13 protein-coding genes, 1 tRNA gene and 1 rRNA gene are annotated in these 13665 nt (G+C 54.0%); 3 read left to right on the plus strand and 12 right to left on the minus strand.

All coding sequences use genetic code 11. The features are described 5' to 3' along the window. Positions 1–6 precede the first annotated feature (6 nt). Both AC007G_RS04490 and rrf read left to right on the plus strand, forming a co-directional pair. Positions 7–82: transfer RNA gene (locus AC007G_RS04490), tRNA-Thr, on the plus strand. A 37-nt stretch (positions 83–119) separates the two neighbouring features. Next, positions 120–235, plus strand: a 5S ribosomal RNA gene (rrf, locus tag AC007G_RS04495). A gap of 223 nt (positions 236–458) precedes the next feature. Here rrf and AC007G_RS04500 read toward each other — a convergent pair. The 12 genes from AC007G_RS04500 to acuI form a co-directional block, all read right to left on the minus strand. Beyond that, positions 459–680, minus strand: coding sequence for a hypothetical protein (locus AC007G_RS04500; RefSeq protein ID WP_032690531.1), 222 nt, complete (start codon positions 678–680; stop codon positions 459–461). Between the two features lie 1032 nt (positions 681–1712). Continuing rightward, the gene (gene fis / locus AC007G_RS04505) at positions 1713–2009 is read right to left on the minus strand and encodes a DNA-binding transcriptional regulator Fis (RefSeq protein ID WP_000462905.1); all 297 of its coding nucleotides are present in this window, start codon (positions 2007–2009) and stop codon (positions 1713–1715) included. Between the two features lie 25 nt (positions 2010–2034). Continuing rightward, complete coding sequence (dusB, locus tag AC007G_RS04510) at positions 2035–3000, minus strand: tRNA dihydrouridine synthase DusB (RefSeq protein ID WP_032690532.1); 966 nt, start codon at positions 2998–3000, stop codon at positions 2035–2037. Positions 3001–3359: 359 nt separating this feature from the next. Continuing rightward, positions 3360–4241 (minus strand): 50S ribosomal protein L11 methyltransferase, encoded by an 882-nt coding sequence (gene prmA / locus AC007G_RS04515; protein WP_032690533.1) that lies wholly within the window; start codon positions 4239–4241, stop codon positions 3360–3362. An 11-nt stretch (positions 4242–4252) separates the two neighbouring features. After that, on the minus strand, positions 4253–5704 hold the full coding sequence (gene panF, locus AC007G_RS04520; RefSeq protein WP_032690534.1) for a sodium/pantothenate symporter: 1452 nt from the start codon (positions 5702–5704) through the stop codon (positions 4253–4255). Beyond that, complete coding sequence (locus AC007G_RS04525) at positions 5694–5936, minus strand: YhdT family protein (RefSeq protein WP_004868304.1); 243 nt, start codon at positions 5934–5936, stop codon at positions 5694–5696. The genes panF and AC007G_RS04525 overlap by 11 nt, the downstream gene beginning before the upstream one ends. Before the next feature lie 108 nt (positions 5937–6044). Continuing rightward, complete coding sequence (accC, locus tag AC007G_RS04530) at positions 6045–7394, minus strand: acetyl-CoA carboxylase biotin carboxylase subunit (protein ID WP_004868303.1); 1350 nt, start codon at positions 7392–7394, stop codon at positions 6045–6047. Positions 7395–7404: 10 nt separating this feature from the next. Continuing rightward, positions 7405–7869 (minus strand): acetyl-CoA carboxylase biotin carboxyl carrier protein, encoded by a 465-nt coding sequence (accB, locus tag AC007G_RS04535; protein WP_032690535.1) that lies wholly within the window; start codon positions 7867–7869, stop codon positions 7405–7407. A gap of 22 nt (positions 7870–7891) precedes the next feature. Then, positions 7892–8344 (minus strand): type II 3-dehydroquinate dehydratase, encoded by a 453-nt coding sequence (gene aroQ / locus AC007G_RS04540; RefSeq protein WP_004868300.1) that lies wholly within the window; start codon positions 8342–8344, stop codon positions 7892–7894. Positions 8345–8577: 233 nt separating this feature from the next. Continuing rightward, on the minus strand, positions 8578–9177 hold the full coding sequence (gene msrQ, locus AC007G_RS04545; RefSeq protein WP_032697415.1) for a protein-methionine-sulfoxide reductase heme-binding subunit MsrQ: 600 nt from the start codon (positions 9175–9177) through the stop codon (positions 8578–8580). Beyond that, positions 9177–10178, minus strand: coding sequence for a protein-methionine-sulfoxide reductase catalytic subunit MsrP (msrP, locus tag AC007G_RS04550; RefSeq protein WP_032697416.1), 1002 nt, complete (start codon positions 10176–10178; stop codon positions 9177–9179). Before msrP ends, msrQ begins: the two co-directional genes overlap by 1 nt. A 77-nt stretch (positions 10179–10255) precedes the next feature. Next, positions 10256–11230: an acrylyl-CoA reductase (NADPH) gene (gene acuI / locus AC007G_RS04555; RefSeq protein WP_032690538.1), complete on the minus strand. Its 975-nt coding sequence runs from the start codon at positions 11228–11230 to the stop codon at positions 10256–10258. A gap of 219 nt (positions 11231–11449) precedes the next feature. Between acuI and csrD the strand changes: the two genes are divergently transcribed. Continuing rightward, positions 11450–13390, plus strand: a complete 1941-nt coding sequence (gene csrD / locus AC007G_RS04560) for an RNase E specificity factor CsrD (RefSeq protein WP_032690539.1) — start codon at positions 11450–11452, stop codon at positions 13388–13390. Positions 13391–13665 lie beyond the last annotated feature (275 nt).

Raw genomic sequence — 13665 nt, forward strand, 5'->3', positions numbered from 1 at the left:
TAGCGTGCTGATATGGCTCAGTTGGTAGAGCGCACCCTTGGTAAGGGTGAGGTCCCCAGTTCGACTCTGGGTATCAGCACCAGTTTTTAGGTTAAAGTTCGGCACTTAGAAAGAATTTGCCTGGCGACGAGAGCGCGGTGGTCCCACCTGACCCCATGCCGAACTCAGAAGTGAAACGCCGTAGCGCCGATGGTAGTGTGGGGTCTCCCCATGTGAGAGTAGGGAATTGCCAGGCATCAAATAAAGCAGAAGGCTCAGTCGAAAGACTGGGCCTTTTTGCTTTTCTGATTTTCAGCACCACGCGGAGATACTGTACAGTAGCGAGATATCTCCCGGCCAGGCCAGTATAGTCGCCACAAATATTCTGATAAACGAACGGCAATTAAACTAAAAAGGGCTCAGTCTTCGACTGGGCCCTTTGTTTTAGCTGCAGTTTCTGCATGCTTCCAGGATAAAAATTAGCGGGTCAGGGCCACAATACCCAGTGTCAGGCCTGCAACGGCTGCGGCACCTCCTGCAATGGCGCCTGCTGTCTCCCAGTTATCCTGAGTGGTCCCTTTCATACAGGTATTAGTATGGACTAATCGCCCCTGAGAATCATAGACCGGTACGCAGGGGGAGTCGTGGGCACAGCCGGCGAGCAGCGTCGTCAGCAGCGTCACTAAAATAAATTTGTTCATGGTAGGCCTCTGAATAATCCGTCGGGTTGTACCGCTGTCGATATATGACGGAATAGCCTATTTTACCATCGACAATATCAAGGTCAGCGGCCGAAATAATATCAATTTATGTTCAGGGTAAATATCGTGGAGATCGCACTGGGATTATGAGGAAAATATGCAGAATAAAATAACGAAAGAGAAGTAAGAGCCATATTATTAGTCGGCCGATAATATAACAAATTGATTTCTAACATATCCGTATATTGGTTGCCGGGCGAAAAAGTGTGAAGCGAAACCTGCGTGTAAACGAAGTGCTTACTTATGTTGGCGGTATTTTCTATCCCGCTTATTGGTCGTGGCTTAACATCAGGGCCAAATGCCGCCCCAGGTATGCAGCCACAGAAGCCACTACAACAGGATGCCAGGGCCCAGATGAAATCTCCATTGAGGCAGGCCATCAATGCGCTCCTGGTGCATCAGAGAGGGTTTTGTCGCAATCTGAGAGCAAGGTCTTTTCCAGGTGCATATCGAACCGGAGATGGGGTGTGTTCTCAAGCCCGTTTGATCGTATGCGCACTGGCGGTGGCGGGTCCGGATTTGATTGCAGGTACTGTGTCAGTACGCTATGAGTCTGGTCACCCGATTGATAAGCTTAAAGTTAAAACTGGTAGCCCTGGCGAGTTCAATAATGGCCAGGAGGCAGGCACAGGAGTCTCATTCCCCCGCGGCTGATATATTAAGTTGCGATAGTGCTTAACGCGCAGACAGGAGAGAGATACGCAGCGACTTTGCTTTCGCTTTATTTTCTATTACGTTCGGGTATACGGTCTGGCAGGTGTGATTTGATAAAACGGCTGCCCGGATTTGAGATTACTCTCTTTGGCAAAGTGGCATTGCAGAGTCATGCTGCTGCGCAGTGATCTGCACTTCAGCGATGCGAAATACCGATATCCGCCCTGGCAGCCGGAGAAATTCGATATGTCAGATAATAAAAAGGCGCTTCCCCATGCCGAAGAGCGCCTTTTATAACAAGCAATTAACTGATTAGTATCAGTTCATGCCGTATTTTTTCAGTTTCTTACGCAGAGTACCGCGGTTGATGCCCATCATCAGGGCCGCACGGGTCTGGTTACCACGGGTGTATTGCATCACCATGTCCAACAGGGGCTGTTCAACTTCAGCCAGTACTAGCTCATACAGGTCATTCACATCCTGACCATTCAGTTGAGCAAAATAGTTCTTCAGTGCCTGTTTAACCGAGTCACGCAGGGGTTTTTGAGTTACCTGATCCTGAGAGTTAACGGTAGAAACGGTCAGTACGTCAGAATTTACGCGTTGTTCGAACATAGTTCTGTCAGCTCTTTATTTCTGTTTACGCAAAATTTTCGAAGTATGCCTCCAACGCCTCCAGCTGATCGCTGGCATCCTCTATGGCGTTGAATGTGCGCCGAAACTGGTCATTTGGGGCGTGCTCCTGTAGATACCAGGAGACGTGTTTACGTGCAATTCGGTACCCTTTTGCCTGGCCATAAAAGTCATGCAATTCCCGAACATGCGCGCAAAGCAAACGCTTAACCTCTGCCAATGGCAGCGGGGGCAGCAGCTCCCCAGTGTCCAGATAATGCTGGATTTCCCGAAAGATCCAGGGTCTTCCCTGAGCTGCGCGGCCTATCATAAGGGCATCAGCCCCCGTATAGTCGAGCACAGCTCTGGCTTTAAGCGGGTCAGTAATGTCACCATTCGCGATAACCGGAATGGAAACTTTCTGCTTAACTGCCCGAATACTGTCGTATTCAGCGTCTCCGTTAAACAAACAGGCGCGGGTGCGTCCGTGAATAGTCAGAGCCTGAATGCCACACTCTTCAGCCAGTTGGGCAATTTCTACACAGTTACGGTGTTCCGGCTCCCAACCGGTGCGAATCTTGAGTGTCACGGGAACGTCCACTGCCTTGACGACCGCCGTCAGGATTAACTTCACCTGATCGGGATACTGCAAGAGGGCTGAACCTGCGAGCTTGCGATTCACCTTTTTCGCCGGGCACCCCATATTAATATCAATAATCTGGGCACCGCTTTCCACGTTAATACGGGCGGCTGCGGCCATCTCTTCCGGTACGCTACCGGCGATTTGCACGGTACGAATACCGGGCTCATCCACGTGCACCATCCGTAAACGGGATTTGTCGCTCTCCCAAACCTGCGGGTTGGAGGACATCATCTCGGAAACGGTTAAACCTGCTCCCATCTCGTAGCACAGCGTCCTGAATGGTCTGTCAGTAATGCCAGCCATAGGCGCTGCGATCAGGCGATTTCTGAGCTGATAGTGTCCGATGCGCATGAGTTAAGAAATGACCATACTGTGACTGCAAGGCGGCGTATATTACGCATTTTTTGCACGAGATGAAAGGCCAAACTTTGAGCAATCCTCTGTCACAGATCAATGAATCCCACATCGATAGAAAAGAGATGGATAAATTATCATATTAATCATCACCTTAATCGGTGGTGGATAATTTGTGTCCATTTATAAAATCGCAAAACTTCTCGATTTTTCTTAGAAAAAGGGCACTGTTAACGGCATAAAACGCTGTTTTTGTAGTCAAAAAAGCGCATCGTAATGCGATCTGGCTCCCATTTCTTGACGTCATTCAGCGGTTACTGGAAACAAAAAAGCGGCCCGCAGGCCGCATTCCAGAGTTACTTTCTGCGGCCGGTGATCCGACACCACTCTTCTTTCTCCACCACCGGGTCGAGGGCAAAGCGATCGGCATAGGCTTCGCAGACGCTTTCCGCCTGGCTGGCGAGAATACCGGAAAGGCCCAGCAAACCGCCTGAAACGGGCAGCACGCTGATTAACGGGGCCAGCTCACGTAATGGCCCTGCCAGGATGTTGGCGACCACCACATCGGCGCTGAGCGCTTCTGGCTGATCCTGCGGTAAATAGAGCTCCAGACGATCGGAGACACCGTTACGCTCGGCATTATCACGGCTGGCCTGAATTGCCTGCGGGTCGATATCAATACCGACAGCTTTTGCGGCACCCAGCTTCAGCGCCGCAATCGCCAGAATGCCCGAACCGCAGCCGAAATCGATAATCGTTTTACCCGTCAGATCCAGTCCGTCCAGCCATTGCAGACAGAGCGAGGTGGTCGGGTGCGTGCCGGTACCAAACGCCAGGCCCGGGTCGAGCATCACGTTGACTGCGTTTGCATCCGGTACTTCGCGCCAGCTTGGGCAAATCCACAGCCGTTCGCCGAAACGCATTGGGTGGAAATTGTCCATCCATTCACGTTCCCAGTCTTTATCTTCCAGCTGCTCGATTTTATGGGTGAAACCGGCGCCCAGCAGCGGATGCTGCTCTAGGATAGCCACCACGTCATGCATATCGCTTTCAGCATCGAACAGGCCGATAACATCGGTGTCTCCCCACAGGCGAGTTTCACCCGGCAGCGGCTCGAATACCGGCGTATCGTGGGTATCCTGGAAAGTGATGGAGACCGCGCCGGCCTCCATTAGCGCGTCGCTGAGGTCTTCAGCATGTGCGCCGGTGGTATTCAGTTTCAATTGGATCCATGGCATAGCAAAACTCTTTATTTGTCAGTAGTCATAACAGGGGCTGGTGGAACGGGCTGACCAAAACGGTTGCCCACCACAAAAGCCAGCAAACTTAGCAGCAGCGAGGGCACGATAGGATGAAAGCCCAGGTACTGAATTTTCAGGGTGGCGAGCACGGCATACAGCACGCCGCCGACGATCATCGCGCTCAGGGCTCCCGCCGCGTTGGCGCGCTCCCAGTACAGGCCCAGAACCAGTGGCCACAGGAAGACCGCTTCCAGCCCGCCAAAGGCGAGCAGGTTCAGCCAGATGATCATCTCTGGCGGACGCCATGCGGCCAGCAACAGCAGCGCGCCGAGGATCAGCGTGATCATCGCCGACATCCGCTTCAGGCGTTTCTCGTTATCCAGCTGTTCCGGGTGCAGGTTCAGGTATAAATCCTTAATGATCGTAGCGGAACTCTGCAATAACTGCGCATTGATCGTCGACATGATCGCCGCCATTGGCGCGGCAAGGAAGATCCCGGCGGCAAACGGCGGCAGTACTTTCACCATCAGCGTCGGGATGACCAGATCCGGGATGGTCAGATCCGGGATCACCGCGCGACCCAGCGCTCCGGCGAGATGCATGCCAAACATCAGGATAGCGACCACGATGGTGCCGAGAATAATCCCGCGGTGCACCGCCTTACTGTCTTTATAGGAGATACAGCGCACCGCCGTATGCGGTAGACCGATAACGCCAAAGCAGACCAGGACCCAGAAAGAGGTCATAAAAGTCGGTGACAGAATATCGTCCGCTCCCTGGGGAGAAACCAGCTTCGGATCGATATGCTCCAGGGTCTGCACCGCCATGCTCAGGCCACCCGCAGCATGAACGATACCGACGAGCAGCACGATGGTGCCTATCAGCATCACCAGACCCTGCATCGCATCATTCAACACGCTGGCGCGGAAGCCGCCGAAAGCGGTGTAGAGCGCGATACTGATACCGAAAATCAGCAAACCGGTTTCGTAAGGGATGCCTGCGGCGGTTTCCAGCAGTCGCGCGCCGCCGATAAACTGCACGGTCATCGCACCGATAAACGCAACCAGCAGGCTGAGGCTCGCCAGCCATACCAGCAGACGGCTCTGATAGCGGGCGAACAGCATATCGTTGAGCGTTACCGCGTTATACCGGCGGGCCAGAATAGCGAATTTTTTCCCCAGTACCCCTAGCGACAGCCACACGGCAGGCAGCTGGATCATCGCCAGCAGTACCCATCCGAGCCCGTATTTATATGCCGCACCCGGGCCGCCTATGAACGAACTGGCGCTGATGTAGGTGGCCGTCAGGGTCATGGCCAGCACGAAGCCGCCCATAGAACGGCTGCCGAGAAAATACTCGTTAAGGAATGCCCCGGTCGAGCGCTTGCGCATCGCATAAATCGACAGGCCAAACACCACCAGCAGGTAGGCAATAAGCGGCAGGATCACTTCAGGCTGCATCATCATCCTCCAGCGGAATATCGCGGTAGATAAACTTCACCATCGCCCAGCACAGCAGAATGAAAATCAGCGGGATCAACAGACAAGCCATTTCAAACCAGCGCGGCAGGCCGGTAAAGCCCTGCTGAGAACCAGGAATGTAAGCACTTGCTAACCATGCTGCAAGATAGAGGAGGGTAAGCCACAACGCCCAGCGGGCTTCTTTGTGGGCCTGAACAAAACGCGCGTCCATAAGGCTCCCGGGGTCAATTTAAAGCGGGGATTGTACCTTAAGGGGCTGGCAAGGGGAGAGAAAAAGAAAAAAGGCCGGATAATCCGGCCTTTTGCTGCGAATACAGGATTATTTTTCCTGTAAACCGAGTTTTTTCTCCAGATAGTGGATGTTGGTTCCACCATGCTGGAAATGCTCGTCATTCATAATGCGAATCTGCAGATCGACGTTGGTTTTGATGCCGTCGATGATCAGCTCCTGCAGCGCATTTTTCATGCGTGAAATCGCGACATCACGGTTTTCGCCGTAACAAATCAGCTTACCAATCATTGAGTCATAGTACGGAGGTACGGTGTAGCCTGCGTAGATATGAGACTCCCAGCGTACGCCGAAACCGCCTGGCGCGTGGAAGCGGGTAATTTTACCCGGGCTCGGCAGGAAGGTGTTCGGGTCTTCGGCGTTGATACGGCATTCCACCGCATGGCCACGAACCTGGACTTCTTCTTGCTTGATGGAGAGCGGCTGGCCAGCAGCGATACGCAGCTGTTCTTTGATCAGGTCAACGCCGGTAATCATTTCGGTTACCGGATGCTCAACCTGAATACGGGTGTTCATTTCAATGAAGTAGAACTCACCGTTTTCAAACAGGAACTCAAAGGTGCCTGCGCCGCGATAGCCGATGTCGACACACGCTTTAGAGCAGCGTTCGCCGATGTAGCGACGCAGTTCCGGGGTAATGCCCGGCGCCGGCGCTTCTTCGACCACTTTCTGGTGACGACGCTGCATGGAGCAGTCGCGTTCCGCCAGATAGATAGCGTTGCCCTGGCCGTCAGCCAGTACCTGGATCTCGATGTGACGCGGATTTTCCAGGTATTTTTCCATGTATACCATGTCGTTGCTGAATGCAGCTTTGGCTTCAGCTTTGGTCATGGAGATGGACTGGGCCAGTTCAGCATCGCTGCGTACCACGCGCATACCGCGTCCGCCGCCGCCGCCGGAGGCTTTGATGATAACCGGATAGCCGATGCGTTTTGCATGAGCGCGGTTAGCATCCATATCGTCGCCCAGCGGGCCGTCAGAACCCGGAACGGTTGGTACGCCCGCTTTCTTCATCGCGGTGATCGCGGACACTTTATCGCCCATCAGACGAATGGTGTCGGCTTTCGGGCCGATGAAGATGAAGCCTGAACGTTCAACCTGCTCAGCAAAGTTGGCGTTTTCGGACAGGAAGCCATAACCCGGATGGATGGCCACCGCGCCGGTAATTTCCGCTGCGCTGATGATTGCCGGGATATTCAGATAGCTTTTTACGGACGGAGCCGGGCCAATACAGACCGTCTCATCCGCTAACAGTACGTGTTTTAAATCGCGATCCGCAGTGGAATGCACAGCGACGGTCTTGATGCCCAGTTCTTTACAGGCACGCAGGATACGCAGTGCAATCTCGCCTCGGTTGGCGATAACAATTTTATCCAGCATGTTCGCCTCGTTACTCGATGACTACCAGCGGCTCATCAAATTCTACCGGTTGGCCGCTTTCGATCAGAATGGCTTTCACCACGCCGGATTTATCGGCTTCGATCTGGTTCATCATTTTCATCGCTTCTACGATGCACAGGGTGTCGCCCACGTTAACTTTCTGACCGACTTCCACGAACGCTTTGGCGTCCGGGCTCGGGGTGCGGTAGAAAGTACCGACCATCGGGGAACGTACGATGTGACCGCTGATTTCAGCTTTCGCCGGCGCGTCTGCCTGAGCGGCGGCCGGTGCTGCTGCAACCGGTGCCTGAGCCTGCATCATCGGCGCGGCATAAGCCTGCTGCATGACCGGGTAGCCCGCATTTGGCGCGGCACGGCTGATGCGTACAGACTCTTCGCCTTCAGAAATTTCCAGTTCGGAGATGCCTGATTCTTCAACCAGCTCGATCAGCTTTTTAATCTTACGAATATCCATGAGTGGGTTCCGTACTCTTTGTTTAGTGTGATTGTGACAGGCGTTTTACCGCCGTCTGTAAAGCGTATGAATAGCCGTCCGCACCGAGTCCGCAGATGACGCCCGAGGCGATATCCGATAGATAGGAGTGGTGACGGAACGGTTCGCGTGCATGTACGTTGCTCAGGTGAATCTCGATAAACGGGATACTGACCGCAAGTAATGCATCGCGGATAGCCACGCTGGTGTGCGTAAACGCGGCCGGATTAATCAGGATATAGTCCACAGTGTCTTTAGCCTGATGAATTCGGTCGATTAGCGCGAACTCCGCATTGGACTGCAGGTGATCCAGCGCCACGTTCAGAGCCGAAGCTTCTGATTCCAGACGGTTAACAATCTCAGAAAGCTTAAGGGTGCCATACTTCTCAGGCTCACGAGTGCCGAGCATGTTAAGGTTGGGTCCGTTTAAAAGCAAAATGCGAAACTTGTCAGCCATTGTGTGGCTATCTCCTGCCATTCTCGGGTAAAAAACAAAATATACCTTCGAAGCGCGCTTGTCACCTTTTCAGGGCCCGAAAACCCCGTCAGGAAAACCAAAGTCGCACATTATAACGATTTCGTAGCATTTGGCAGCTAAATACTGGTCTTATCAGGGAAGATTATCAACCGCTATCGTTCAAAGCGTCGCGGTTGATAAAAGATCTGCGGGAAACTGCACATATCCGATGATTATCGCCACCACTGACGGAACTTCTTGTAACGCCATGCTAAAAGCAATGCGGCCAGCACGGCATAAATCACCGGCTGCGGAGATAAAATCTTCACCGACCACAGGTAGTGAATGGGGGCAAGGATTGCCACCAGATAGACGAAGTTGTGCAAAGTTTGCCATCGGCGACCCAGTTTTCTCTGCAGCGCTTGTGTTGAGGTGGCGGCCAGCGCCAGCAAAATCAACCAGCTGATAAAACCCAAAGTCAGGTAAGGTCTGCTGACTAACTCCGAGCCCAGCAGCGCCAGATTGTTGATACCTAACTCCAGCAGCGTGTAGCTGGTGAGATGCAGCGTTGCCCAGGCAAAGCACCACAACCCGAGTAAACGCCGGGTACGAATCAACAAAGGTTGTTTAGCGTAGCGCGCGAGCGGTGAGACGAGCAAGGTCGCAAGCAAAAATTTAAGAGCCATCCTACCGGTAAAATGCTGGATATCTTTTGCCGGGTCGGCGCTAAAGTAGCCCTGTTGTCCGGCCCAGAAGAGCCAGATAAAGGGTAAGAAGCCGGCCAGATGGAGTACCCCCTTCAGCCAGGTAATCTGTTTTACGTTCAGACGCACTAGTAATACTCCCGCAGATTCAGTCCCCGATAGAGCGATGCCACCTCGTCAGCATAGCCGTTAAACAGCAGCGTCGGCTGGCGTTTAACATCAAGCACGCCGCCAGAGCCAATAACACGCTCTGTGGCCTGCGACCAGCGCGGATGATCGACGTGCGGATTGACGTTAGCGTAGAAGCCATACTCTTCCGGCCCGGCGAGATTCCAGGTGGTGGGGGGCTGCTCGCGCGTCAGCTCGATACTGACGATGGACTTGATACCTTTAAAACCGTATTTCCATGGGACGGTCAGCCGGACAGGGGCACCATTTTGCGGCGGCAGCGCTTTACCGTAAACGCCGACGCTCAGCAGCGTCAGAGGGTGCATGGCTTCATCCAGCCGCAGACCTTCTACATAAGGATAAGCCAGCCCCCCGCCGATAAAGCGATCTTTTTGCCCCGGCATCTGGTCCGGTGCATACAGAGTTTTAAAGGCGACAAAACGGGCGTTGCTGGTGGGTTCAACCAGCGCCAGCAGTTTATGTAGCGGGAAGCCGACCCAGGGCACCACCATTGACCAGGCCTCCACGCAGCGCATCCGGTAAATACGCTCTTCCAGCGGAAAGCGCCGGGTCAGGTCGTCATGATCGAGCGTCAGCGGTTTGGCCACTTCTCCGCCAATCGTGAGGGTCCAGGGATCGGTACGCAGGCTGCCGGCATTGGCCGCGGGGTCAGCTTTATCAAGACCAAATTCATAGAAGTTGTTATAGCCGGTGACTTTATCTTCCGGCGTCAGGGCGAGCGAGCTTTGCCACTCCGCGGGTTTATTAAACGTCAGCGCTTTACCTGCCGGGGCCGGCGGGCGGTCGTGACCTTTAAACCAGTCCAGGAGATCGGCCCGCGCCGTGGGGGAAAGAGAAAGGGCCGTTGCGGTGATCCCGAGTGACTTCAGAACCTGGCGGCGCTGTAGCATAAATACGGACTCTGCCGTTACATCGGCTTCCGTGAGTTTTTTGGCTTTCATGACATCCTCCGGCATGCTTTTTCCTAAGCATGACGGAGGCGGCGATTTATCGCGAATATGTCACGAAAAATTGCAGATTAGGCGATCTTCACCAGCGTCCGCCCCTGGATCTGATTGTTCATGATCTTAGCGGCGAATGCCGGGGCCTCTGCGAGCGTAATTTCCGTGGCGCTCGCAGAATAGAAGGATTCCGGCAGATCACGCACCAGACGTTGCCAGGCTTCAGCGCGACGCGCGGGCGGCGTCATGACGGAATCGACGCCCTGCAGGCGAACATTGCGCAGAATAAACGGCATCACCGTCGTTGGCAGCGCGAAGCCCCCGGCCAGACCACAGGCGGCGACGCAGCCGCCATAGTTCATCTGCGCCAGCACCTTCGCCAGCACCTTGTCCCCGACGGTATCAATCGCGCCAGCCCACAGCTGTTTTTCCAGCGGACGGGTTTCGGCAAACTCTTCGCGACCGAGAATGCGCTGTGCGCCGAGGCTTTTCAGATATTCATGGGTACTTTCGCGGCCAGAGACTGCGACGACCGAATAGCCGAGCTGATGTAGCAGCGCAATGGCAGTACTGCCGACGCCGCCGCTGGCGCCGGTGACAATGATTTCACCATCCTGCGGACGGATGCCGGCATCCTCCAACGCCATGACGCACAGCATAGCGGTGAAGCCGGCGGTACCGATCGCCATCGCTTTACGGCCATCAAGACCTTCCGGCATCGCGACCAGCCAGTCGCCTTTCACCCGCGCACGTTCGGCCAGACCGCCCCAGTGGTTTTCACCGACGCCCCAGCCGGTCAGCAGCACTTTCTGGCCGCTGTGGAAGCGCGGATCTTCGCTTGAATGAACGGTACCGGCGAAATCGATGCCAGGAATCATCGGAAAGTTGCGGATGATTTTTCCCTTGCCGGTGATCGCCAGCGCATCTTTATAGTTAAGGCTGGACCAGTGAATATCGACGGTGACATCGCCCGGCGGCAGCTGGTCGGCGTCGATGGTTTGCACCGAGGAGATTGTTTTACCATCCTGCTGTTCTAATATTAAAGCCTGCATATGCGGGTCCTTATTTGTACAAAGATTGGAAAAAATTTTCTGCAGACTATACTCGCTATCGACATTATTACGCCGATATAACGCAATAAATTGCCAGAAACGCCAGCTTTGATAGTATGCCTCGCGCTTTAGAAAGTTAGCGCTTACTTTAGGTAAAGCGCTAGTACACGTGCCTGAAAATCTATCGGGCGGTCATTCACTCGCGGAGTTAACACAGGGATGCGATTAACGACGAAGTTCTCAGCATTTGTCACGCTGCTCACCAGCCTGACCATCTTTGTCACGCTTATAGGTGCTTCGCTGAGTTTTTATAACGGTATCCAGCTGAAGATGGAGAATCGCGTCCAGGCTGTGGCGACGATGCTGGATAACCGCCTGATCTCATCCTCGTTCGATAAGCTCGAACCGCAAATGGATGAGTTGATGACGCCGGTGGAGATTGTGCAGGTCGATTTTCTGCTTAACGGCAAGCCGGTGTACGGTCACTCGCGTAGCGACAGCTATCGTCCGCCGGGGAGTAAGAATCAGTATCGTGAAATAACGGTACCGTCGTTAAAACACCCCGGTATGACGATTCACGTGGTCTACCTCGACCCGATGGTGAATTATTTCCGCTCGCTACACATCACCGGACCCTTATCGACAGCTATCGGCCTTATGGTTCTGGTTATCTTTTTCTCCGTGCGCTGGATTCGCCGTCAGCTTGCAGGCCAGGAGCTGCTGGAGGTACGTGCTGCGCGGATCCTCAACGGCGAACGCGGGCCGCAGGTACGTGGGTCGGTACATGAGTGGCCGGCAAGCACCAGCAGCGCGCTGGATATGCTGCTTTCCGAGCTGCAGTTTGCCAGCGATCAGCGTAGTCGTATGGATACGTTGATTCGTTCTTATGCGGCGCAAGACTCGAAAACCGGGCTGAATAATCGTCTGTTCTTTGATAATCAGCTGGCAACTTTGCTGGAAGATCAGGAAAAAGTGGGTTCGCACGGTATCGTGATGATGATCCGCCTGCCGGAGTTCGATCTGTTACGTGATAACTGGGGACGAGCCGCCGCCGAAGAACACTACTTCACGCTCATCAACCTGCTGTCGACTTTTATTATGCGCTATCCCGGGGCGCTGCTGGCGCGCTACCACCGCAGTGATTTTGCCGTACTCCTTCCTCACCGTACCTTAAAAGAGGCCGATAGCATCGCCGGGTTGCTGTTAAAAGCGGTGGATGCACTGCCGCCGACGCGGATTCTTGACCGCGATGACATGATGCATATCGGTCTTTGCGCTTTCCGCAGTGGGCAGACGACCGCCCAGGTGATGGAACGCGCCGAGGCTGCGACGCGCAATGCGGTGCTACAGGGCAGCAATAGCTGGGCAGTCTACGATGACTCGTTACCGGAGAAAGGGCGCGGTAACGTCCGCTGGCGTACGCTGATTGAACAAATGCTCAGCCGCGGCGGGCCGCGACTGTACCAGAAGCCGGCCGTTACCCGCGATGGACGCGTCCATCATCGTGAACTGATGTCGCGGTTGTACGACGGTAAGGAAGAGGTGAGCGCGGCAGAATATATGCCAATGGTGCAACAGTTTGGTCTGGCGGAAGAGTACGACCGCCTGCAGATCACGCGCTTACTGCCATTTTTAAGTTTTTGGCCGGAGGAAAACCTCGCGCTGCAGGTGACGGTGGAATCATTGATCCGCCCGAGATTTCAGCGCTGGCTGCGTGATACTTTGATGCAGAGTGAAAAATCGCAACGTCGACGGATTATTTTTGAACTTGCAGAGGCAGATGTTTGTCAATATATCGGCCGCTTACAACCGGTAATGCGCCTGGTCAATGCCCTGGGTATTCGCGTTGCCGTCGTGCAGGCCGGATTAACGCTGGTTGGAACCAGTTGGATCAAGCAGTTGGATGTCGAAGTGATTAAGCTGCACCAGGGACTGTCGCGCAATATCGAAAAGCGCAGTGAGAACCAGCTGCTGGTTCAAAGCCTGGTGGAGGCCTGTAAGGGCATGCCGGTCCAGGTTTTTGCAACCGGCGTCCGCAGTCGCAGTGAATGGCAGGTGCTGTCTCAGTGCGGTGTCACGGGTGGTCAGGGGGAATTTTTTGCCGCCTCACAGCCACTTGACACAAATGTGAAAAAATATTCGCAAAGATACTCGGTTTGATCTGCCGTTTAGCGTGATTTCACGTAGAATAACGCGCGCCATAGTGAAGGGGGTGTGCTTGTCTACCTGCCGGATTATCGCAATGTAAATGCCAGTAAATGACCTTTGACGGGTTACAGATTCAGGCGCGGAGCGCTGTTGACGATTTCGCCACTGAATGGACCCGGTAAATTTGTAACGAAGGAAATGCGCTGCACTAATTTTCACCGTAGCAGATGATTTTTGCGCCTTGTCGCTGCTGCGTGTGGTTGGTAAAGTAAGCGGATTTTGTTTTC

The organism is Klebsiella sp. CSG-1 (assembly GCF_056521145.1).